Source organism: Burkholderia sp. HAN2018 (assembly GCF_024704855.1).
Lineage (GTDB): Bacteria > Pseudomonadota > Gammaproteobacteria > Burkholderiales > Burkholderiaceae > Burkholderia > Burkholderia cepacia.
Genome location: NZ_QOBB01000126.1, coordinates 1 through 21062 on the forward strand (window position 1 = coordinate 1; position 21062 = coordinate 21062).

The window sequence follows — 21062 nt, forward strand, 5'->3', positions numbered from 1 at the left end:
AACCGGCGCCGGCCGCACCGCCCGCGGCCACTGCAGCGCCGGTGGCGGCCGCGCCGGCGGAAGGCACCGACTACGTGCAGCGGCTCGAGCAGCTGAAGGCGCTGTTCGACAAGGGCCTCGTGACCGAAGACGAATATTCGCGCGCGAAGGCCGAGATTCTCGCGAAGCTCACCCGGTAAGCGTCGCGCATGTTCAGTACCTCGTGCCCCCAGTGCGGCGCGCCGGTCGAGTTTCGCTCGGCGGCGGCGGTGATGGCCGTCTGCGCGTTCTGCCGCAGCACGCTGCTCAAGCGCGGGACCGACGTCGAGCGGATCGGCGAACTGGCCACGGTGCTCGACGATGCGTCGCCGATCCAGATCGGCACGGCCGGGCGCTACGGCAAGCGCACGTTCACGGTGCTCGGGCGCATCCAGATGACCTACGACGCCGGCGTGTGGAGCGAGTGGTATGTCGTGTTCGACGACGGCACGTTCGGCTGGCTGTCGGATGCGTCGGGCCAGTACGCGGTGACGGTGCGCGAGCCCGACGATGCGTCCGGCGGCGCGTGGCCCGCGTTCGGCACACTGGAGCCGGGCATGCGGATCGACCATGGCGGCCGCGCGTTTCTCGTGTCCGACGTGCGTACCGCGCGCTGCACGGGCGGCGACGGCGAGCTGCCGTTCCGCGTCGATGCCGGCTGGGAGGCACGCGTCGTCGACCTGCGGACCGGCAACGCATTCGCGACGTACGACTATTCCGACGCCGATTCGAACGGCGGGAGTCCGGCCGTCTATACGGGCGAAGCGCTGGAGTTCGACGCGCTCGCGTTCACCGGGCTGCGCGATACCGACAACGACACGCGCGAGAAGCGCGGTGCGGAGATGGTGCCGTTCGCGTGCCCGAGCTGCGGCGCGCCGCTGTCGTATGCGCCGAACCTGGCCGACTACGTGGTGTGCGGCAGTTGCCATGCGGGCGTGCAGTGCACGGCCGAGCAGCAGACCGTGTTCGCGGCGCAGCGCAAGCTCGAAGCGGTGAAGGGGGCGCTGGAACTCGGCGCGATCGGCACGTTCGACGGCGTGAAGTACACGGTGATCGGGATGATGCGTTGCCGCGTGCCGGGCGACGAAGAGACGTGGGACGAATACCTGCTGCTGAACCCGAAGCGCGGTTTCCTGTGGCTCGTGCAGAGCGAAGGGCGCTGGGAGCGTGTGCAGGTGCTCGACCAGTGGCCGACGATCGGCAGCGAGTCCGACGTGACCGACGGCGGCAAGACCTACCGCCTGCGCGAGGAATACGACTCGGAGGTCGTCTACGTGGTCGGCGCGTTCAACTGGCGCGTGCAGGTCGGCGATCGCACGTCGATCGTCGACTATGGCTGGCAGAAGGACAAGCTGACGCGCGAGCGCAGCGACGCGGAGATCGTCTGGTCGCGCGCGCGGCCGCTGTCGGGCAGCACGCTCGCCGAACGCTTCGGCACGCCGGCGCTCGCGACGGCCACGGCCGCGGCCGCGGCGGCAACGGGTGCCACCGCGTCGACCGGCCTGTTCGGCCGGAAAGGCCCGCACAGTTTCGCGCCGCTGCCGCTCGTGTTCAGCGCGCTGCTCGTGATCCTGAACATGGGCTCGCTGTTCTCGTTCAGCGGCCGCTCCGTTTACGTGCTGGTCGGCCTGCTGGTGCTGTGGCTGCCTGAATGGCTGTGGAAGAGCTTTGCGTCGGACGGGGGCAACGCGTGATCCGGTACATCCTCTACGGTGTCTACGGCCTGATCGTCGTCACGCTGTTCAGCTGCGCGTCGATCGGCGGCAGCGGTTCGGGCGGCGGTGGCTGGGGCAGTTCGTCGGCCCGCAGCGGCTACTCGTCGTACGGGTCGCACAAATGACCGCGCGCGACGGGATCGCGCCGCCGCGCGCGACGTTCGGCTCGCACGTGCTGGCCGACCTGGCCGGCATCGACGCGGCGTTGCTGCGCGACGCCGCACGGCTCGAGACGCTGCTCACCGAAGCGGCGCGGCAGGCGGGCGCGCGCGTGATCGGCGCGCATTTCCATCATTTCGGCGGCGAGCACGGCGTGACGGGTGTCGTGCTGCTCGCCGAATCGCACATCACGATCCATACGTGGCCCGAGCATCGTTTCGCGGCCGTCGACGCGTTCATGTGCGGTGCGGCGCGTGCGGCCGAGGCGGTCGATGCGATTGCCGCTGCGCTCGGCACGCAGGCGCAAGTCCGGCAGCAGGTTGCGCGCGGCGGTGCGGCGACGTGAGCGGTCGTTCGACTCTCGTTGCCGAAATGCAAAACAGCATCCGATTCTCCGCGTTGCTCGGCTGGGCACTGCTCGCCGGCCATGCTGCCGCCGATGTGCAGCCGAAGGCACCCAGTCCGGTCGTGATGGTGCACTTCGATTACGACGAGAAGGACACGGTGCGCCTTCATGCGCTGGAGCAACGGCTGGATCGCGCGGTGAAGCGGGCCGGGGCCGGCGAATTGGGCGAGACCGAGCTGCATCGCGACGGCAACGACGGGTATCTGTACCTGTACGGCGCCAGCGCCGACCGGTTGTATGCGGTGGCGCGCCCGATCCTGAAATCGTCAGGATGGCTGACCGGCATGGAGGTGACGTTGCGCCGCGACGCCGGTGCGCAGACGTTCCCGTTGCGCCGCGACGGCGCCCGTTAGTGCGTAGATGATCCGGGCGGCGCGGCGGGTGCCGCGGCCGTCACGAATCGGGGCGGAAAAGGTGATTTCATCACGACCGACGTTGGCGACATGCCGCCGGGGTGTCGTCGAGATGACGCATCGCTGCCCGGCGCGTCGTATGCGGGAGGCCGGACACCGTGACGCTCCGGCCGCTAACGATCGAACCGGAACGTCGACACACTGTGCAGCGTCGCGTCGTCGGTGCCGACGATTCCCTGCGTCCCCGCGACGGCCGAGCGCTTGCCGTTGCTCAGCACGGCCCAGTAGCATTCGCCGCCGGCCGCGTGGAAGCCGGTTTCCGGATCGCTGATGCCGCACACGATCGTCGCGCTCATGCCGTGCCAGCCGGGACCGGAGAAGCGCTCGACTTCCTGCGGAATGCCGGGGCCGTACGACGTCACCCATTTGCCGTCATCCTGCTTTACGAATCCCGCTTCCTTTTCCGCGACCGGCTCCAGCGCGCCGTCGACGATCTCGAACGAGATGAACCTGCTGCTGTAGGTCATGTTGCGGCCGACGATCGCGACGCAATGGTCGCTGCCGCCTTCCGGGCACGGCTTCTTCACCTGCCGGTTCGCGAGGTATTCGAACGAGATGCCGAGCGTCGGGTCGTGGTAGGTCTTCCAGCCCGCGTGTTTCACCTGCTTTAGCGCTGCCGTGCGATCACGGTACGCGGTGGCGATGCAGGCGGCGTCGGCGCAGGCATCGCGCTGCGTGAGCCATGCGCGTTGCGACCGGATCACGGCCTGCTGATCGGCGGCAATGCCGACTGCATCGAAGTAGGCGTTCGACAACGCACTGTCGGCCGAGACGAGCGTCTTGTCGGCGCAGATCAGGTGCTCGGTGCGCGTCGTCGCACGTGCGCATTGGATGCCGTCGGCATGGGCCGACAACGAGAGGCCGATGGCGGCCAGCGCGAGACCGGGGCGGATGCCGAACACGGACGACTCCTCAACGGGTTCGAACGGCGGCTGTCACGCTGCCGTCAGGTAGCGCAATGGCGCACGCGGTTCGCGAAGCGTTGAACCCGTGCGCCATGCAGCGGGATACGACAAGGCGAAATCAGCGATTGATTTCGTCCGCCGAGATTAGCTCGGCCACCAGCACCGGCGCGGGCCCCCGCAGGTAGTACTCGTGCTCGAGCGGTTCACGCAGCTTCATGAACGTTTCCGCGCCGACCTGCATCGTTTCGCCCGCATGCATGCGCGCGCCGCTTTCCAGCAGGTAATGCATCACGCTGTTGAAGATGCCCGAATAACGCTCGCCTTCGTGATGACCTTCCGCGAGCGCGGCGAAATCCGGCAGGCCGAACACGTCGGCGCCATAGGTGCGCATCCATACGCCCTGGACGCCTTCGACCTCGTATTTCACGAAGCCGCAGAAGAACAGGTTCAGCGGGATATTTCGCAGCACGTCGAGGCTTTCGTCGCCGAGTTCCTTCGCGTTGAAAACGCCCGCGGGCAGCGACGTGTGCGCGTGCTCGTTCAGCACCGCGAGGCCGTTCTGTTCGGCCAGCGCGCCGGCGACGGCCGCCAGTGCGACGTACTGGTCGAGCGGATTCGTTTCGTGCCCCGCGTAGTAGAGGATCACGTGGCTGCGGCTTGCGCGCACCTGCTGTTTCAGGTCCTGCCCGTAGTGGGCGGGCGCGACGCACGCTTCCAGCGCGTCGGACGGATAGGGCGCATCGAAGCCGACGAGCCGGACGACGTGGTTGCCCCAGCCGGCGAGCCCGAACACCTGCGAGAGCGTCGGCTCGGTTTCGACGCGCGCCTGCTTCATGCTCGGGTGGTACGCGCGCAGTGCGGCCGTCAGCGCGGCGATATCGACCTGCAGCGGGCCGTCGAAGACGACCGCCACGCTCAGCGGATTCTCGACGTCGGGTGCCGCGGCCAGCGCGACGGGGTTTTCGGGTACTTCCTTGCGGCCAAAGAATCGGGATATCAGGCTCATCGGATTATGTTCGTGTCGAAGCCGTTTCAGGGAGGGGGCCCCGTTCTCTCGGTCGGGGCGCGCCGTCAGGGTGACGGCCGCCCGTAGTTTCCACGGGTTCGGCGAATCTGGCAAATGCGCGGCGAACGCGTGGCGGTGAGGCGACGGCGCGTTCGAATGCGTTCGAATGCGTTCGGCAGGCGGGGCGCAGACACGCCGGGCCGTGCGGCCCGCGCTCGCCGGTCAGTGCGGCAGCGCTTCCGCTTCGGCCCAGCGCTTGAACGAATCGAGACGCCGGCGCGTCTGCACGAGATAGAACGCGCCGATCAGCGGTTCGAGCAGCCAGCGCAGCCAGGCCGGCTGGGCGCGGAAGTGGTACGTGAATTTCACCTCGGTCGTGCCGGGCGTGTGCTCGGTGAAGTTCCAGCTGCCGCTGAAGCGTTCGAGCACTTTCGGGCCGTCGACCATTTCGACGGCCGCGACCTGCGGCGGACGGTACGAGATGTAGCGCGACACCATCGTCGCGCCCGACTGGCTGCGGCAGAACGCGTCGACGCCGACGTCGGCCGTCATGCCGTCGAGCAGATAGGCATCGGTGAGGAAGCTGTCCCACACGAGCCGCCGCGCGTAATCCTGCGACCACGTGAAGAGGCGCCTGCGATCGACGCCGACGGTCCGGCTGACTGAGATCCTCATGATGGCGGGTGCAATGGCGCGGATTGGGATGGAACCGAGTGTAACCCGCCGATTCAGGACATTTCTTCATACTTCGTCAAGTCGAGCAAGGGCTCGATTGACGCCCTCCGGGATTTCCCCTAGGATTCACACCAACCCTTCGGGAAAGACCCGAAGCGTTTCAATCTCTTGAGGGAGCCTCATGAGTACGCAACAGAACCGGCGCTTCGACGCGCTCGTTTTCATTGGTCGTTTCCAGCCTCCGCATCGTGGTCACCTGAACGTGCTGAAGTCGGCACTGAGCCGGGCCGAGCGCGTGTGCGTGCTGATCGGGTCGACCGACAAGCCCCGCACCATCAAGGATCCGTTCTCGTTCGACGAGCGCCGCCAGATGCTGGCTTCGCTGCTCGACGCGTCCGAGCGCGACCGCGTGACGATCGCGCCGTTGCAGGATTCGACCTACAACGACGGCGACTGGGTGCGCTGGGTGCAGGACGCCGTCGCGTCCGCGCTCGGCGACGTCGCGCAGCGCAAGGTCGGGCTGATCGGCCACGAGAAGGACGCCACATCGTATTACCTGCGGATGTTCCCGCAATGGGAGCTCGTCGACGTCGACGCGACGGAAGACATTTCCGCCACCGAGATCCGCGACCAGTATTTCGCCGAACGCACCAACAGCTTCGTGCAGTGGGCCGTGCCGGAACCCGTGTTCGGCTGGCTCGAGCGTTTCCGCACGCAGCCGGAATTCGCGCAGCTGAAGTCGGAAGCCGAATTCATCGCCGCGTATCGCAAGGCGTGGGCGGCCGCCCCGTATCCGGTCACGTTCGTGACGGTCGACGCGGTGGTCGTGCACTCGGGCCATATCCTGCTGGTGCGCCGCCGCAGCGAACCGGGCCGCGGCCTGTGGGCGCTGCCGGGCGGGTTCGTGAACCAGGACGAGCGGCTCGACGCGGCCTGCATCCGCGAGTTGCGCGAGGAGACCGGCCTGAAGCTGCCGGAGCCCGTGCTGCGCGGCTCGATCAAGGATCGCCAGGTGTTCGATCACCCGACGCGCTCGTTGCGCGGCCGCACGATCACGCACGCGTGCCTGTTCAATTTCCCGACCGGCGAGCTGCCTCGCGTGAAGGGCAGCGACGACGCCGACAAGGCGCGCTGGGTGCCGCTGAACGAATTTGCGCAGATGCGCAACGTGATGTTCGAGGATCACTTCGACATCGCGTACCACTTCCTGGGGAAGCTGTGATCCGCTGATTCCCCGCATTCCGGTCCGCCGCGACAGACGCGGCGGCACTTCAACGGCCTAGAGGAGCTCTAGCCATGCAAAACGATCTCGGCGGCTTTGCCGCGGTTCTTGCCAATCCGATCCTCAACACGGATTCGTACAAGGCTTCCCACTTCCTGCAATATCCGCCTGACGCGCAGGCGATGTTCTCGTACGTCGAATCGCGTGGCGGCCGCTACGACCGCACGGTGTTCTTCGGATTGCAGATGTTGCTGAAGGAATATCTGTGCAAGCCGATCACGCATGCGATGATCGACGAGGCGCGCGATTTCTTCACGGTGCACGGCGAACCGTTCAACGAAGCAGGCTGGCGTTATATCGTCGAACGCTACGACGGTTATCTGCCGGTGAAGATCCGCGCGGTGCCGGAGGGTTCGGTCGTGCCGGTGCACAACGTGCTGATGACGGTCGAATGCGACGACCCGCAGGTGTTCTGGCTCGCGTCGTATCTCGAGACGATGCTGCTGCGCGTCTGGTATCCGGTGACGGTCGCGACGCGCAGCTGGAACCTGCGGCAGACGATCCGCCGCTTCCTCGAAAAGACCGACGACGACCTCGCGCAACTGCCGTTCAAGCTGCACGACTTCGGCGCGCGCGGCGTGTCGAGCGCGGAGTCGGCCGCGATCGGCGGCGCGGCGCACCTCGTGAACTTCATGGGCTCGGACACGGTGCTCGGCGTGCTGGCCGCGAACCGCTTCTATCGCGAGCCGATGGCCGCGTACTCGGTGCCGGCGGCGGAGCACAGCACGATCACGTCGTGGGGGCGCGAAGGCGAGGCCGACGCGTACCGGAACATGATTGCGCGCTTCGGCTTGCCCGGCGCGATCGTGTCGGTCGTGTCGGACTCCTACGATCTGTTCGCCGCACTCGACCTGTGGGGCGGCGAGCTTCGGCAGGCCGTGCTCGATTCGGGCGCGACGCTGGTCGTGCGTCCCGATTCGGGCGACCCCGTGAAGATCGTGCTGCAGACCGTGCGTGCGCTGGACGCGTCGTTCGGCTCGACCGTGAACGGCAAGGGGCGGCGCGTGCTGAACCGCGTGCGCGTGATCCAGGGCGATGGCGTCGACGAGCTGTCGATCGAAGCGATCCTTTCCGCGCTCGACGACGCGGGTTACGCGGCCGGCAATGTGGTGTTCGGCATGGGCGGCGCATTGCTGCAGCAGGTGAACCGCGATACGCAGCGCTTTGCGATGAAGTGCTCGGCGATCCGGCGCGGCGGGGAGTGGCACGACGTTCGCAAGGATCCGGTCACCGATCAGGGCAAGCGCTCGAAGAAAGGGCGGCTCACGCTGCTGCGCAATGATCGAACCGGCGAGTATCGGACGACGACGCTGCCGGTTGCGTGGGACGACCGGATGCTGGAAGGCGAATGGGAAGAGGCGCTCGAGACGGTGTTCGATACGGGGCGCCTGCTCGTCGATACGTCGTTTGCGCAAGTGCGGGCGAGGGCGCACGCAGGGGAGCTGTGACGCGGGCGGCGGGTATCCCGCCGCGTCGTTCGCGTTCAGGCGGCGTGGGCGACGGGCGTGCACGGTGCGGCATCTGCGTCGACTTCTCCCGTCAGTACGTTCGCAGGCGCCGACACGAAATTGATGTCGCCTTCATCGAAACCATCGAGCGCGCTCGCCTGCCGTCACGATTCGCGGGCGAGCACGTGCCCCGCCGTGTCCGTCGCCCGCACCGCCTCCATCGCCCGCGCCAGCGCATCGAACACCGCCGGGCCCTTGCAGCGCGACACGTTGAAGCGCATGAACGAGGTCGCGCCGTGCGACGCACTGAACACGTTGCCCGGCGCGAGTACCACGTCGTGATCGAGCGCATGGCGTGCGACACGCGCGGCATCGAGCCCGTCGGGCAACTCCGCCCACACGAACAGGCCGCCGCGCGGCTCCGTCCAGATCCCGAGGCCCGCGCGTGCGAGGCGCCGAATCGTCTCGCCCATTGCATCCGCGAGACGCGCGCGCAGGCTGTCGAGATGGCGCCGGTACGTGCCGTCGACGAGCAGCCGGTGCACGACGTTCGCGCCGATCTGCGCATGACCGAACGACGTCGCCAGCTTCAGGTCGACGAGCGCATCGATCCATTCCGGGCGTGCGGCGACGTAGCCGCAGCGGACCGCGGCCGACAGCGTCTTCGAGAAGCTGCCGATCGACACGACGCGCGACAGCCCGTCGAAGGCCGCGAGGCGCGGCGCGGGCGTGCTCTCGAAATCCGCGAAGATGTCGTCTTCGACAATCAGCAGGCCGTGCTCGGCCGCGAGCGTCAGCAGGCGGTGCGCGACGGGCGGCGCGAGCGTCGCGCCGGTCGGGTTGTGCAGTGCCGCGTTGGTGATGTACAGGCGCGGCCGGTGCTCGGCCAGCACCTGCTCGAAGCGCGCGAGATCGGGCCCGTTCGGCGTGTACGGGACGCTGACGATCCGCGCGCGATGCGCGCGCAGCAGCGCCTGGAAGTTGAAGTAGCACGGATCGTCGAGCACGACCGTGTCGCCCGGCTCCAGCAGCAGGCGGCACACGAGGTCGAGCGCATGCGTGCCGCCGTCGGTCAGCATGATCTGCGCGGGTTCCGCGTGGACGCCGTGCTGCGCGAGCCGCCAGGCGAGCTGCTGGCGCAGCGCGGGCAGGCCGAGCGGCGTCGCGTAGTCGGTCAGCGCGTCGGATTCGTCGCGCGACACCGCGCGCAGCGCGCGGCGCAGGCTCTCGTCCGGCAGCCACGACGGCGGCAGCCATCCGCAGCCGGGCTTCACGGTCGTCGGCGCGGCCTCGAGCGACTGGCGCGACAGCCACAGCGGATCGAGCTCGCGATCGAGACGCGGGCCGAGATCGGCGAGCGCGAGCGGAGGCGCGTGCCCCGACACGTAGAAGCCCGAGCCGCGCCGCGCGACGAGCACGCCTTCGCTCGCGAGCCGCTCGTATGCATCGACGACGGTCGATTTCGACACGCCCAGCCCGTCGGCCATCATCCGGATCGACGGTACGCGCGCACCGGGCATCAGCGCGCGGCTCGCGATCCGCGCGCGCAAGGTGTCCATCACGGTTTCCACGCGCGTGCGCGACGGCGCGGGCGGAACGGGAAGCGGGGCGGAATGGCTCATGGCGAAGAATGAACTGTACGGATGGTTGTCCAGTACAGTTTGTCTGAATTGTATTGGGCTGTAGCTTACGCGCTTTTCACGGGCGGCGGATCATCGGTGATCCACTTTCCCCGTTCAGGATTTCCCGTGCAAAAGACGACCAACGGATGGCTCAGCGGCCTGCTGGGCGTGATCATCTTCAGCGGCTCGCTGCCCGCGACGCGTATCGCGGTGCAGGGGCTCGACCCGCTGTTCCTCACGTTCGCACGCGCGACGATCGCCGGCGCGCTCGGCCTGCTGCTGCTCGTCGTGCTGAAGCAGCGGCGGCCGACGCGAGCCGAGGCCGTGTCGCTGGCCATCGTCGCGCTCGGGGTCGTCGTCGGTTTTCCGTTGCTGACGGCGCTCGCGCTGAAGCATGTGACGTCCGCGCACGCGATCGTGTTCGTCGGGCTGCTGCCGCTCGCGACCGCGCTGTTCGGCGTGTGGCGCGGCGGCGAGCGGCCGCGGCTGCCGTTCTGGATCTTCTCGATCGTCGGCAGCGGTGCGGTGGCTGCGTTTGCGTTGCGCAACGGCGGCCAGGCGTCGGTGGTCGGCGATGCGCTGATGCTGGCCTCGATCGTCGCATGCGGGCTGGGCTACGCGGAAGGCGCGCGCCTGTCGCGCCAGCTCGGCGGGTGGCAGGTGATCTCGTGGGCGCTCGTGCTGTCGCTGCCGCTGATGCTGCCGCTCACGTGGCTCACCTCGCCCGCGTCGTTCGACGGCGTCGATGCCGCCGCACTGTGGGGGCTCGCGTACGTGTCGCTGTTCAGCATGCTGATCGGTTTCGTGTTCTGGTATCGCGGGCTCGCGCTCGGCGGGATCGCGGGCGTCGGCCAGTTGCAGTTGCTGCAGCCGTTCTTCGGCCTGCTGCTGGCGGCCGGGCTGCTGCACGAGACGGTACCGCCGTCGATGGTCGTCGTGACGGTCGTCGTGGTCGGCTGCGTGGCGGGCGCGAAATACTTCTCGAAAGTGGCACCCGTGCGGCGCGCGGGCTGACGCGCGCGCGTGGTGGAGGGAACGGGCGCGACCCGCCGCAGGTCGCGCCCGTTCGCGCTCAATCGTCCGGGGTACACACGCGCAAGCGGTGGCCGTCCGGGTCGAGCGCGACGAACGTCAGGCCGAACACGGCCGTCATCGGCGCCTGCTCGAACGTCACGCCGAGCGTCTTCCACGCTTCGTACAGACGCCGCACCTCGTGGTCGTCGTCGACCATGAATGCCAGCTCCGAGCGGTGGCCGGCGCCGCCCGACACGAAATCGCGCGCACTGGTCGACCACAGTCCCAGGTGCAGCCCGTTGTCGAACGTGAATGCCGCATAGGTGGGAAACGCGGCGACGGGCGGGCGCCCGAACAGGCGCGCGTAGAACTGCGCGCTGCGCGTCGGGTCGTCGACATACAGAAGAACGAGATTCGGAGAGGTCATGCGGGGCCGTCCTGGGATCGATTAAGATGCGTCCCATTCTATGAACGGATGCTGTCAGAAAATGGCAGCATGGAATGATGACGCGTGCCGAACGATTGCTCGCGCTGCTGCAGGTGCTGCGGCGCCACCGCCGCCCGGTGAGCGGCCGCGTGCTGGCCGGGGAACTCGGCGTCAGCCTCCGAACGGTCTATCGCGATATCGCGTCGCTGCAGGCGCAGGGCGCGGACATCGACGGCGAGCCCGGTGTCGGTTATGTGCTGCGTGCCGGGTTCATGCTTCCGCCGCTGATGTTCTCGCAAACGGAACTGGAAGCGCTGATGCTCGGTTTTCGCTGGGTCGGGAAGTTCGCGGATGCGCAGCTCACGACGGCTGCGTCCGACGCGCTCGCGAAGATCTCCGCGGTGTTGCCCGCCGAGCTGCGCCGCGAGATGGAATGCACGACGCTGCTCGTCGGCCCGCGCACGATCGTGGATCGGGAAACCGTCGATATGGGTGTCGTGCGCACGGCGATCCGTACCGAAAGCAAGCTCAAGATCCGCTACGCGGACGAGGGCCGGAAAACGGGCGGCGAACGGATCGTGTGGCCGTTCGCGCTCGGCTATTTCAATGACGTGCGCATCCTGGCGGCGTGGTGCGAAGGCCGGAACGATTTCCGGCATTTCCGGACGGATCGCATCGTCGCGCTCGAACGGCTGGACGTGCGCTATCCGCGGCGGCGCGCGGCGTTGCTGAAGGCGTGGCGTGCGGCAGGCGCCGACGTGCGCGTGACGGTGAGGTGAGGGGGCGAGGTGCGCAGGCCGCGCACCCCGTTCCGTCGTGCCGGCCTTACTCGAACGTTTCGAGGGCGAGCAATTCGTCGATCGTCTGCCGGCGGCGGATCAGCCGCGGCGTGCCGCGATCGACGAGCACTTCCGGCGCGAGCGGCCGGCTGTTGTAGTTCGAGGACATCGACGCGCCGTACGCGCCCGCGTCGTGCAGGAACAGCAGGTCGCCGATCTGCGGCTGTGCGAGCTTGCGGTGCGTGACCACGCCGCCCGCGTCCTGCGTGAACACGTCGCCCGACTCGCACAGCGGCCCCGCGATCGCGAGGTCGACCAGCGGCCGTCCGGCCGGCAGCGCGCCATCGTGCGCGTGCACCGACACCGCGTGGTAGCTGCCGTACATCGACGGGCGCATCAGGTCGTTGAAGCCCGCGTCGATCAGCACGAAATCGTGCTTCGGCCGGCGGTTGACGGCCTGCACTTCGGTGACGAGCGTGCCGGCTTCGGCGACGAGGAAGCGGCCCGGTTCGATCTCGATGCGTACCGGGTGGCCGAGATGCCGTTCGATCCGCTTGCGCGCGGCGTCCCACTGGCTGAAGTAGTGCCCGACGTCGACGCGCGGCTCGCCGTCGCGATACGGGATCGACAGGCCGCCGCCGGCCGAGATCGCGTCGATGTCATGGCCGAGCGACGTGACGAGGTCGACCATCGCATCGCACACCTGCGACAGGTGGCCGTAGTCGACGCCCGACCCGATATGCATGTGGATGCCGACCAGCTTCAGCCCGTACTGGCGCACGATCTCGATCGCGCGCGGCACGTCGTCGATCCAGATGCCGTGCTTGCTCTGCGGGCCGCCGGTGTTGGTCTTGTTGCTGTGGCCGTGGCCGAAACCGGGGTTGACGCGCAGCCACACGCGGTGGCCGGGCGCATGCTCGCCGATGCGCGCGAGCATGTCGAGCGAACCGGCGTTGACGGTCACGCCGTGCTTCAGCACCGCCGCGAGCGTCGGGCGGTCGATCAGGTCGGCCGTGAACACGACGCCTTCCGGCTCGCCGGCCGGGCTGAACCCGGCCGCGAGGCTGCGCTCGATCTCGCCGAGCGACACGGCATCGACGCACGCGCCTTCCTCGCGCATCAGCTTCAGGATATGGATGTTCGAGTTGGCCTTCTGCGCATAGCGGATCACGTCGAACTGACGCAGTTGGGCGATGCGGTCGCGGATGACGTCGGCGTCGTACACCCACAGCGGGGTGCCGTATTGCTGCGCGAGCGTCGCGAGCTGGCGGGAATCGAGGGACATGGCGGATGAAGCGGGTCGAATGAACGGATAACGTGAATGATGCGCCTGTTTATCTATGCAGTAAAATGCCTATTTATCGAAATTCGATTCACATCTGATATAGACGATCATGCTCACGCACCGCCATATCGAGGTCTTTCGCGCACTGATGGTCACCGGCAGCACGACGCGCGCGGCTGAGATGCTCTATACGTCGCAACCGACGATCAGCCGCGAGCTTGCGCGCATGGAGCAGGTCGTCGGCTTCGCGCTGTTCGAGCGCGCGCACGGCCGGTTGCGGCCGACGATGGCCGCGCTCACGCTGTTCGACGACGTGCGGCTCGCGTATGTGGGGCTTGAACGCGTCGCGGCCACGGCCGCGCGCCTGCGCGAGTTTCGCGACGGTCAACTGTCGGTGATCGCGCTGCCGGCGTTCTCGCACGCGATCCTCCCCGGCGCGGCGCGCCGGTTTCGCGACGCCCATGCGGGCGTCAGCCTGTCGGTCGAAACGCAGGAATCGCCGATGCTCGAAGAGTGGCTGACCGCGCAGCGTTACGACCTCGGGCTAACCGAGCACGACGTCGCGCCGGCCGGCACCGTGCTTACGCCGTTGCTCGAAGTCGACGAAGTATGCGTGCTGCCCGACGGCCATCCGCTGCTCGCGCAGGACGCGATCGATCTGCCGGATCTCGCCGATCGCCCGTTCGTGAGCCTGTCGCTGAACGATCCATACCGCATCCTGATCGACGAGGCGTTTGCGCAGCTCGGCGTGGCGCCGCGCTCGGTCGTCGACACGCCGTCGGCCGTGTCGGTGTGCGCGTTCGTGCGGCAGGGGCTCGGCGTCGCGATCGTCAATCCGCTGACCGCGCTCGATTTCGTCGGGCGCGACCTGCACGTGCGGCCGCTCACGCGGTCGTTTCCGTACCGCGTCAGCGTGATCGTGCCCGAGCACCGGCCGAAAAGCCTGCTCGTCGACGCGTTCACCGATGCGCTGCGCGGCGAGGCGAAGGCGATCCGCCGCCGGTTGGCCGCAGTCCTCGGCTGACGCGGCCGTATGATTGGGCGTTTCGCCGCCATCGCCGTTTTTTGTCTTTTCCGGAACCGCTCATGACCGATGCTTCCGCTTCCCTCGAACAACCGATTCTCACCGGCGAACGCGTCGAACTGCGGCCGCTCGAGCGATCCGATCGGCAGGCGCTGCTGGACGCTGCCGCGGACGGCCGGTTGTGGAACCTGAAGGTCACGGTCGTGCCGGGCCCGGACACGATCGACGCGTATATCGACACGGCATTGCAGGGGCGTTCGGCCGGCACCGTGATGCCGTTCACGATCGTCGATCGCGCGTCGGGCCGTGCGATCGGCAGCACGCGTTTCTGGAAGATCGATCGCAAGAACCGCAAGCTCGAGATCGGCCATACGTGGCTGAGCGAATCGGCGCAGCGCACGCGTGCGAACACCGAAGCGAAATGGCTGCTGCTGGGTTATGCGTTCGACGTGCTGCAATGCGTGCGCGTGCAGTTCACGACCGACGAGCTGAACGAGAAATCGCGCGCGGCGATCCTGCGGCTCGGTGCGAAGCAGGAAGGCATCGTGCGGCACGAACGGATCATGCCGGATGGCCGCAAGCGCAATTCGGTGCGCTTCAGCATCATCGACGACGAATGGCCGGAGGTGAGGGCGCGGTTGATGGCGAAGCTCGCGACATGACCTGTCGCGTATGACGCCTGGTGTGCGTCGCGTCGCCGGAGGGGAGGCGACGCGACGGCAGGGGAAGAAGCCGTGCGCCGCGCACGGCGCGCGGCGCGGCGGCGCGTTACTGCGCCGATGCGAGGTGGTGGCGCTCCGCGAGCTTCTGCGCGTCGGCGTAATGCTTCTGCAGGATCGGCAGCGACTGGCGTGCGACTTCCTTCAGCTTCGTGTCGCGGCCCGATGCGATTTCGGCCTGGAAGGCCGAGATGGCCTTCTGCTGGCCGGCGAGCGCGACCTGCTCGATGTACGCCTTGTCGAACTCGGCGCCGCGCAGGGTCTTGATGCTGTTCAGCACGGCCGTGTCGGGGTCGTTGGCGGGTACGTCGACGCCGCGCGGGCTGGCTGCGCGCATCGCCTGGATGATCTTTTCATCGTCGGCCGACACGCGTTGCGCGAACGCCTTGACCTGGCTGTCCGACGTGCGCGAATCGGCGATGCGCGCCGCGTCGTGCTGCGTCGACACCGTTTTCGTGCCGTCCGTGATGAATGCCTGGTCGGCTTCGTGGATGCGCGTCGCGGCGGCGGCCGGTGCGGCCGGTGCAGCCGGTGCCGGTTGTGCGGTTTGCGCGGTCGCCGTCACGGCGACGAGAAGCAGGCCAGCGGCAGACAAAGCAAGGCGCGAGACGTGGGGAAAGCGGTTCATGGGGACCTCCTTTCAATCGGGGCTCTGGTTGAAAAACGGATCGGGTGATCCGTTGCTGTGCGAGAGACCGGGCGCGCCCGGGCCGGATTCGACCGCCGCTCTGCCGCGGCGCCGGTCGAAGTGTTTCCCGGCCCGACTGATTCTAGGAGGGCGATCCGGTAGCAGGTGCAACCGCGCTGTGGTTTGTGTAACGGTTGGTAAGACGAATCGATGAGCATGCGTGTCGGCAGGTATTGCGTACCTGTCGCGTGCGTGGCGGCGGCAATTTTTGCGCGCATGCGGCGTGCGGGATGCACGTGGGTGTCATCTGCCAGTCATCGTCACGTCGCGGTGACGCGCGCGTCGAGCCTCGACGCTGGCCGGCATCGCGATGCGCGCGAACGCGTCACATGCGGTCGAGCAATGCGTCGAGACGCGGCAGCAACGGCGTCGCGCAATGTGCCTGTAACGCGTCCGGCGCGGTGTAGCCCCACGCGACCCCCAGGAATGCGATGCGCGCGCGTCGTGCCGCGTCGGCGTCGCGGATTTCATCGCCCACGTACAGCACTTCGTCGTTGCGCAGGCCGGCTTCATGAACGAGTGCGCGCAGGCGACGTGCCTTGCCGAACAGCGGAATGCCGCACGCGAAATGTTCGACGCGGCTGCTGGCGTGCGGGCCGAGCCGGTCGCGCACGATCTCCTCGGTATTCGACGTGGCGATCGCGATGCGGATGCCGCGCGCGGCGAGCGCGTCGAACGTTTCGCCGACGCCGGGGAACAACGCCACTTGCGCGACGCGCGGCCGCATCAGGCGACGCATGTCGATCGTCACGCGCGGCACTTTCCACATCGGCACGTCGAGCGCGCGAATGATGTCGCGCGCCGACATCCCGCGCAGCGCCGGGCGCAGCTCGGGCGTGGCGTCGCGAAAGCCGTGCATGCGCGACGCTTCCGACAGCGCTGCGAGAAAGCTGTCGAGCGAATCGGCGAGCGTGCCGTCGAAGTCGAATGCGATGAGGCGGTAGGGCATGAAGCAGCGTGGCGGGTTATCGGGCAGACGACATTGTCACCGAATCGGAGCCTGTCGCCCGCACGGTTGGTTGCGCCCGCGGCGAAACGAGAGGGTCGAGCAGCTTCTTCGCGTCGTCCGGATGATCGGTGCTGTCCCTTGTCCCTCGCCGCGCTGCGCGGTATCGTCGACGCTTCGCTTTCCACCACCCCGACCGGAGACCGACGTGCCTGCTGCCACCCCCGCCACGCTGAGATTTTCCACCGACAAACGCGAACTCGACGTCGACGCGATCTTCGACTTCCTGCATCGCGACGCGTACTGGTCGCAGGGTATTCCGCGCGACGTGGTGGAGAAGGCGATCGAGGGTTCCCTGTGCTTCGGCGCGTATATCGGCGACCGGCTCGTCGGCTTCGCGCGCCTCGTGACCGATCACGCGACGTTCGCGTACCTGTGCGACGTGTTCGTGTTGCCGGCCGAACGCGGCAACGGCTACGGCCGCGCGCTGATCGACCACGTGTTCGCGCAGGAGATGGTGCAGGGCCTGCGCCGCATCATGCTCGTGACGTCCGATGCGCACGAGCTGTATCGGCCGGTCGGCTTCGGGCCGTGCGCGAACCCCGAGCGGGTGATGGAGATCCGCCGCCCGGACATCTACGCGAAACGCTGACGCGCGGCGCAGCGCATACAATACGCGCTTTCCGTTTTTGCCGAAGAGAAACCCATCATGACCGAACAGGAAGCCGAACAGCTCGCGACGCATCGCCACTACAAGGGCGGGCTGTATCGCTACATCGGCGTTGCCCGCCATTCCGAAACCGAGGAATCGGTGGTCGTGTACGAACACCTGTGGCCGCATGCGCGCGGGTTGTGGGTGCGGCCGGAAGCGATGTTCAACGGGAACCTCGAAGACGGCACGCCGCGTTTCCGCAAGCTGCGCGACTGATCCTCGGCCGGCCGCGTAAGCCGGCCTTGCGGGCCGGCTGCGCGAGCCGAATGTCGAGCACGAATGTGCAGGTATCAGTCGCCGGCCAGCGCCTTCACCAGTTCCGGCGGTGCGTGCCGGGTCGTGACTTCCGGTGTGCCGTGCCATGCCGCGAGTTTCTTCACCGCCTTCGCGACATCGGCGGCGAGCCCCGTGCCGAACCGCACGCCCGGCTCGACATGCACGGCCTTCAGTTCGAACGTGCGCAGCGTGCGATGCGCCTTCGCGTCGACGCGCCCGACCAGCCGGCCGCGATGCAGCACGGGCAGGCAGAAATAGCCATAACGCCGCTTGTGCTCGGGCGTATAGCATTCGATCGTGTAATCGAAACCGAATAGCGTCGATGCACGCCGCCGGTCCCATACGACCGGGTCGAACGGCGACAGCAGCGTCGTGACCGTCGAGCGCAGCGTGTCGGCCTCGGCGGCCGGCAGCAACGCTTCGAGCGAGCGATGCACGTAGGCCGGCTCCTTCCAGTCGTCGATCGCCACCGGGATCAGGTCGCCCGCGTCGGCGAGCTGCTCGAGCTCCGCGCGGTACGAGCGGCGCGGCAGCCGATAGTAGTCGGCCACCCAGTCCGCGCGCACGACGCCGAGTGCACGGCACGTGTAGTCGAGCAGCGCGGGCAGCACGGCTTCGCGCGGCGGCAGGTCGCGCGTGTCGTCCCAGCCGGGCAGCACGCGCTCGCGCACGTCGTACACGCGCTGGAAATTGCGGCGTTCCGACACCATCAGGTCGCCCGTCGTGAACAGCACTTCCAGGTGGCGCTTCTCGGGCTTGCGATCCCACCAGCCGTTGCCCTTCACGCCATCCTCGCGGACGAAATCCGCCGACTTCACCGGGCCTTCTTCGCGAATCCGCGCGAGCAGCCGCTCGATGTCGGGACGATTCTGTTCATGCCATTCGGCTGCATATTTCCAGCCCATCCCCGACGGATCGAGCATCTTGTAGCGCATCAGGCCGAACTGCTCGACCGGCAGGAAGCACGCTTCGTGTGACCAGTATTCGAACAGGCGCGCCTCGGCGAGATGCTCGTCGAGCCACTGCGGCGAGAAATCGCCGAGACGGCTGAACAGCACGAGATACGGGCTGCGCGCGACGACGTGGATGGTATCGATCTGCAACTGCGCCATCCGGCGGATCGTGTCGAGTACGTCGGCTTTGGTCGCCTTGCGGCGGGGCGGTGTCAGCAGGCCCTGCGCGGCGAGATGCAGGGCGCGGGCGGCGGCGGGCGAGAGCGTAAGCATCGGAGGGGCGGCCGGGAGTGATGGTCGGGAACCACTTTAGCGCGAAAGCGGCGCGCGCGTGCGACGTGCCGATGCAACGTGTCTGACAATGGTTGACAGATACGTTTCGCAAGTTTCCCTATAGTGCAGTCCATGGCGCGACGAAATGTGCGCGCAACGATTCCGCTTCCGACGCACATATGTCCATGGCACGCAGGAAGCGAATCCGGGATTCTCAACCCCCATCGGGAGACCCGGAGCCCTGAGCGGACATCCATGCGGCTGTGCCCCGGCCCCGTGTGGATGTCCGCTGATTTTTTTGTTTTTTCCGGTTTGCTTCGCGGGCGGTTTTCCTGCTGCCCGTTCTGCCCTGTCGCTATTTCCGCTCGTCCGACCGATTGCTACTGGCGCTTGCCGCGCGCGACTTCGTCGCCGGCGCCGGGCGGCAGCCGCCGCGTGATCGGAATCGATGCGAACGAACACAGCCCGACCACGACGAACGCGGGCCAGAAATCCGACCACACCATCTTCTGATGACCCTGCAGCCAGTGCGAAACGTGCAGCACGAGGCCGGCCACCGTCACGCCGAGACCGAGCGACATCTGCTGCACGACGCTGCCGAGGCTGGTCGCGCGGCCCGCGTCGCGCGGCGAAATATCCGCATAGATCATCGAGTTCAGGCTCGTGAACTGCAGCGCGGGGAAGATGCCGCCGACGAGCACGATCAGCCAGATCGCCCAGGTCGCCATGCCGGGATGGAACACGCCGTACGCGGCGATCGCGAGCCCCGCGAATGCCGCGTTGTAGATCAGTACCGTGCGGAAGCCGAAGCGGCGCAGCGTATGGGTGGCCGTCGAGCGGCTCATCGCGCCGCCGAACGCGGACGCGCACGTGATGAGCCCCGAATGGAACGCGCTCATGCCGAGCCCTTCCTGCAGCGCGAGCGGCAGCAGGAACGGCACCGCGCCGAGGCCGATGCGGAACAGCGACCCGCCGACGACGCTCGCGTGATACGTCGGGATCTTGAGGAAGCTGAGGTCGAGCACCGGGCGTTCCTTGCGGCGCGCGTACGGCACGTAGAGCGCGAGCAGGACGGTGCCGGTCACGCACATGGCGAGGGCGTTCGAGCGTGACGTGAGCGCACCGTCGATCAGCGTGAGGCCCATCAGCAGCAGTGCGGCGCCGCTGGCCGACAGCAGGAATCCGAACCAGTCGAGCGGGCCCGGGTCAGGCTCGTGCGTGTTCGCGATGTGCTTGCTCGCGAGGTAGATCCCGTAGATGCCGATCGGCACGTTGATGAAGAAGATCATCCGCCAGTGCAGGTAGGTCGTGATGAAGCCGCCGACGAGCGGCCCGACCGTGGGCCCGAACAGCGCGGGAATCGCGAGGTAGTTCATCGCGCGCACGAGATCGGAGCGCGGCACTGCGCGGAAAATGATGATGCGGCCGACGGGCACCATCATCGCGCCGCCGACGCCCTGGATGAAGCGCGCGAACGTGAGCACGCCGAGGGAATTGGACGCCGCGCACATCAGCGAGCCGACGACGAAGATGCCGATCGCGGTGCGGAACACGGAGCGCGCACTGAAGCGGTCGGCCAGCCAGCCGCAGATCGGAATGAACACGCCGAGCCCGACCACGTAGGCCGTGATCGCGATGTTCAACGTGACGGGGTTGTGCCCGAAGTCCCTCGCCATCGCGGGCAGGGCGGTGACGATGATGTTCGCGTCGACGCTTTCCATGAACAACGCACAGGCAACGATGAGCGGTGCTAGAAAGACGGGCGACATGGGCTGGGCGCGCGGTAAAGACGCCATTATGCCCACAATGTGACCGTTGAGTCACGTACGACAACAGATGTTCCGCATATTGCAACAGTCGTTCTTTTCGCGGGCGGCGCGGAAAGAACGACTGCGCAAACGCCGAGCATGCCTGCGCGAGCCGCGCGAATCGAAACTTGCTTGATGTGCACGTTTCGTGCGACAGTCAGGCCCACTCGCAACACAAAACGACGCGCATCGATCGAGGGCCATCGAGACGAGCGCGCGCGCGAACGAGACCTCGTGCCGACCCACTCACCATCGAAAGGAGGGGACACGTCATGACGTCACGTCGTGCCGCATCGATTGCATCTCGCATCTCAACGCGCATCCCAACCCGCGTCTCAACCCGCTTTCCGCTCCGTCGCTCACCGCCGCTCGGGCGCCCCGCGCCGCGTCTTCGCTGGGCCGCCGCACTGGCCGTCGCGTATCTCGCCGTTGCCGGCTGCGCCGCGCAGGCCGACAACGCGAACCGGGCCGCCGCGCAGGCGGTCGATCAGTCGGCGGCGCCCGCGACG

Annotated in this window: 23 protein-coding genes; 13 read left to right on the top strand and 10 right to left on the bottom strand. The window is 67.5% G+C overall.

Translation table 11 applies throughout. The features are described from left to right. The 5 genes from DPV74_RS26155 to DPV74_RS26175 all read left to right on the top strand — a co-directional run. The coding region (locus DPV74_RS26155) for an SHOCT domain-containing protein (RefSeq protein ID WP_162923141.1) at positions 1-179 on the top strand (179 nt) is incomplete at its 5' end. Between the two features lie 9 nt (positions 180-188). Next, positions 189-1712, top strand: a complete 1524-nt coding sequence (locus tag DPV74_RS26160; RefSeq protein ID WP_119338236.1) for a DUF4178 domain-containing protein — start codon at positions 189-191, stop codon at positions 1710-1712. Beyond that, the gene (locus DPV74_RS26165) at positions 1709-1858 is read left to right on the top strand and encodes a hypothetical protein (RefSeq protein ID WP_153489189.1); all 150 of its coding nucleotides are present in this window, start codon (positions 1709-1711) and stop codon (positions 1856-1858) included. The genes DPV74_RS26160 and DPV74_RS26165 overlap by 4 nt, the downstream gene beginning before the upstream one ends. Then, entirely contained in the window at positions 1855-2238 is a 384-nt protein-coding gene (gene speD, locus DPV74_RS26170) for an adenosylmethionine decarboxylase (protein ID WP_059686731.1), read from the top strand. The genes DPV74_RS26165 and speD overlap by 4 nt, the downstream gene beginning before the upstream one ends. A gap of 26 nt (positions 2239-2264) precedes the next feature. Then, positions 2265-2651, top strand: a complete 387-nt coding sequence (locus DPV74_RS26175) for a hypothetical protein (protein ID WP_091918976.1) — start codon at positions 2265-2267, stop codon at positions 2649-2651. 173 nt (positions 2652-2824) lie between these two features. On the opposite strand, the gene DPV74_RS26180 is transcribed toward DPV74_RS26175, so the two are convergent. From DPV74_RS26180 to DPV74_RS26190, 3 genes are all read right to left on the bottom strand, one after another. Further along, positions 2825-3613, bottom strand: a complete 789-nt coding sequence (locus DPV74_RS26180) for a lysozyme inhibitor LprI family protein (protein WP_119338237.1) — start codon at positions 3611-3613, stop codon at positions 2825-2827. 121 nt (positions 3614-3734) lie between these two features. After that, a complete protein-coding gene (locus DPV74_RS26185; protein WP_119338238.1) occupies positions 3735-4622 on the bottom strand; it encodes a DUF4261 domain-containing protein in 888 nt (295 codons plus the stop codon). 222 nt (positions 4623-4844) lie between these two features. Further along, on the bottom strand, positions 4845-5297 hold the full coding sequence (locus tag DPV74_RS26190; protein WP_027789550.1) for a type II toxin-antitoxin system RatA family toxin: 453 nt from the start codon (positions 5295-5297) through the stop codon (positions 4845-4847). A gap of 181 nt (positions 5298-5478) precedes the next feature. Between DPV74_RS26190 and DPV74_RS26195 the strand changes: the two genes are divergently transcribed. Beyond that, positions 5479-6519: a bifunctional nicotinamide-nucleotide adenylyltransferase/Nudix hydroxylase gene (locus DPV74_RS26195; RefSeq protein ID WP_027789549.1), complete on the top strand. Its 1041-nt coding sequence runs from the start codon at positions 5479-5481 to the stop codon at positions 6517-6519. Positions 6520-6593: 74 nt separating this feature from the next. Next, positions 6594-8027 carry a nicotinate phosphoribosyltransferase gene (locus tag DPV74_RS26200; protein ID WP_119338239.1) on the top strand — a complete coding sequence of 478 codons (1434 nt, stop codon included), beginning with the start codon at positions 6594-6596 and terminating at the stop codon, positions 8025-8027. A gap of 164 nt (positions 8028-8191) precedes the next feature. Here DPV74_RS26200 and DPV74_RS26205 read toward each other — a convergent pair whose 3' ends face one another. Continuing rightward, positions 8192-9649, bottom strand: coding sequence for a PLP-dependent aminotransferase family protein (locus DPV74_RS26205; RefSeq protein ID WP_119338240.1), 1458 nt, complete (start codon positions 9647-9649; stop codon positions 8192-8194). A 126-nt stretch (positions 9650-9775) separates the two neighbouring features. On the opposite strand from DPV74_RS26205, the gene DPV74_RS26210 reads away from it, so the two are divergent. Beyond that, entirely contained in the window at positions 9776-10663 is an 888-nt protein-coding gene (locus DPV74_RS26210; protein ID WP_060086264.1) for a DMT family transporter, read from the top strand. Between the two features lie 58 nt (positions 10664-10721). Here DPV74_RS26210 and DPV74_RS26215 read toward each other — a convergent pair whose 3' ends face one another. Next, positions 10722-11090, bottom strand: coding sequence for a VOC family protein (locus tag DPV74_RS26215; RefSeq protein ID WP_119338241.1), 369 nt, complete (start codon positions 11088-11090; stop codon positions 10722-10724). Between the two features lie 77 nt (positions 11091-11167). On the opposite strand from DPV74_RS26215, the gene DPV74_RS26220 reads away from it, so the two are divergent. Next, the gene (locus DPV74_RS26220) at positions 11168-11869 is read left to right on the top strand and encodes a YafY family protein (RefSeq protein ID WP_119338245.1); all 702 of its coding nucleotides are present in this window, start codon (positions 11168-11170) and stop codon (positions 11867-11869) included. A gap of 46 nt (positions 11870-11915) precedes the next feature. Here DPV74_RS26220 and lysA read toward each other — a convergent pair whose 3' ends face one another. Further along, positions 11916-13154 (bottom strand): diaminopimelate decarboxylase, encoded by a 1239-nt coding sequence (lysA, locus tag DPV74_RS26225; protein WP_119338242.1) that lies wholly within the window; start codon positions 13152-13154, stop codon positions 11916-11918. A 109-nt stretch (positions 13155-13263) separates the two neighbouring features. On the opposite strand from lysA, the gene DPV74_RS26230 reads away from it, so the two are divergent. Further along, positions 13264-14178 (top strand): LysR family transcriptional regulator, encoded by a 915-nt coding sequence (locus DPV74_RS26230; protein WP_059698619.1) that lies wholly within the window; start codon positions 13264-13266, stop codon positions 14176-14178. Positions 14179-14240: 62 nt separating this feature from the next. Beyond that, positions 14241-14840: a GNAT family N-acetyltransferase gene (locus DPV74_RS26235; RefSeq protein WP_027789540.1), complete on the top strand. Its 600-nt coding sequence runs from the start codon at positions 14241-14243 to the stop codon at positions 14838-14840. Between the two features lie 106 nt (positions 14841-14946). Here DPV74_RS26235 and DPV74_RS26240 read toward each other — a convergent pair whose 3' ends face one another. Beyond that, positions 14947-15525, bottom strand: a complete 579-nt coding sequence (locus tag DPV74_RS26240) for a DUF4142 domain-containing protein (RefSeq protein ID WP_027789539.1) — start codon at positions 15523-15525, stop codon at positions 14947-14949. Positions 15526-15910: 385 nt separating this feature from the next. Next, on the bottom strand, positions 15911-16534 hold the full coding sequence (locus tag DPV74_RS26245; RefSeq protein WP_119338243.1) for an HAD hydrolase-like protein: 624 nt from the start codon (positions 16532-16534) through the stop codon (positions 15911-15913). 205 nt (positions 16535-16739) lie between these two features. Between DPV74_RS26245 and DPV74_RS26250 the strand changes: the two genes are divergently transcribed. Together DPV74_RS26250 and DPV74_RS26255 are read left to right on the top strand one after the other, a co-directional pair. Next, complete coding sequence (locus tag DPV74_RS26250; protein WP_027789537.1) at positions 16740-17183, top strand: GNAT family N-acetyltransferase; 444 nt, start codon at positions 16740-16742, stop codon at positions 17181-17183. A 57-nt stretch (positions 17184-17240) separates the two neighbouring features. Then, complete coding sequence (locus DPV74_RS26255) at positions 17241-17459, top strand: DUF1653 domain-containing protein (RefSeq protein ID WP_006480837.1); 219 nt, start codon at positions 17241-17243, stop codon at positions 17457-17459. 74 nt (positions 17460-17533) lie between these two features. Here the strand turns inward: DPV74_RS26255 and DPV74_RS26260 are convergent, their stop codons facing one another. Beyond that, a complete protein-coding gene (locus DPV74_RS26260) occupies positions 17534-18745 on the bottom strand; it encodes a winged helix-turn-helix domain-containing protein (RefSeq protein ID WP_119338244.1) in 1212 nt (403 codons plus the stop codon). A gap of 380 nt (positions 18746-19125) precedes the next feature. Continuing rightward, positions 19126-20514 carry an MFS transporter gene (locus tag DPV74_RS26265; protein WP_027789532.1) on the bottom strand — a complete coding sequence of 463 codons (1389 nt, stop codon included), beginning with the start codon at positions 20512-20514 and terminating at the stop codon, positions 19126-19128. Positions 20515-21062: the final 548 nt, after the last annotated feature.

Coding starts and splice junctions, on each gene's coding strand:
- DPV74_RS26160 (WP_119338236.1), top strand. CDS start 189: ATGTTCAGTACCTCGTGCCCCCAGTGCGGCGCGCCGGTCGAGTTTCGC.
- DPV74_RS26255 (WP_006480837.1), top strand. CDS start 17,241: ATGACCGAACAGGAAGCCGAACAGCTCGCGACGCATCGCCACTACAAG.
- DPV74_RS26220 (WP_119338245.1), top strand. CDS start 11,168: ATGACGCGTGCCGAACGATTGCTCGCGCTGCTGCAGGTGCTGCGGCGC.
- DPV74_RS26230 (WP_059698619.1), top strand. CDS start 13,264: ATGCTCACGCACCGCCATATCGAGGTCTTTCGCGCACTGATGGTCACC.
- DPV74_RS26175 (WP_091918976.1), top strand. CDS start 2,265: ATGCAAAACAGCATCCGATTCTCCGCGTTGCTCGGCTGGGCACTGCTC.
- DPV74_RS26200 (WP_119338239.1), top strand. CDS start 6,594: ATGCAAAACGATCTCGGCGGCTTTGCCGCGGTTCTTGCCAATCCGATC.
- DPV74_RS26260 (WP_119338244.1), bottom strand. CDS start 18,745: ATGCTTACGCTCTCGCCCGCCGCCGCCCGCGCCCTGCATCTCGCCGCG.
- DPV74_RS26195 (WP_027789549.1), top strand. CDS start 5,479: ATGAGTACGCAACAGAACCGGCGCTTCGACGCGCTCGTTTTCATTGGT.
- lysA (WP_119338242.1), bottom strand. CDS start 13,154: ATGTCCCTCGATTCCCGCCAGCTCGCGACGCTCGCGCAGCAATACGGC.
- DPV74_RS26265 (WP_027789532.1), bottom strand. CDS start 20,514: ATGTCGCCCGTCTTTCTAGCACCGCTCATCGTTGCCTGTGCGTTGTTC.
- DPV74_RS26190 (WP_027789550.1), bottom strand. CDS start 5,297: ATGAGGATCTCAGTCAGCCGGACCGTCGGCGTCGATCGCAGGCGCCTC.
- DPV74_RS26240 (WP_027789539.1), bottom strand. CDS start 15,525: ATGAACCGCTTTCCCCACGTCTCGCGCCTTGCTTTGTCTGCCGCTGGC.
- DPV74_RS26215 (WP_119338241.1), bottom strand. CDS start 11,090: ATGACCTCTCCGAATCTCGTTCTTCTGTATGTCGACGACCCGACGCGC.
- DPV74_RS26235 (WP_027789540.1), top strand. CDS start 14,241: ATGACCGATGCTTCCGCTTCCCTCGAACAACCGATTCTCACCGGCGAA.
- DPV74_RS26245 (WP_119338243.1), bottom strand. CDS start 16,534: ATGCCCTACCGCCTCATCGCATTCGACTTCGACGGCACGCTCGCCGAT.
- DPV74_RS26185 (WP_119338238.1), bottom strand. CDS start 4,622: ATGAGCCTGATATCCCGATTCTTTGGCCGCAAGGAAGTACCCGAAAAC.
- DPV74_RS26205 (WP_119338240.1), bottom strand. CDS start 9,649: ATGAGCCATTCCGCCCCGCTTCCCGTTCCGCCCGCGCCGTCGCGCACG.
- speD (WP_059686731.1), top strand. CDS start 1,855: ATGACCGCGCGCGACGGGATCGCGCCGCCGCGCGCGACGTTCGGCTCG.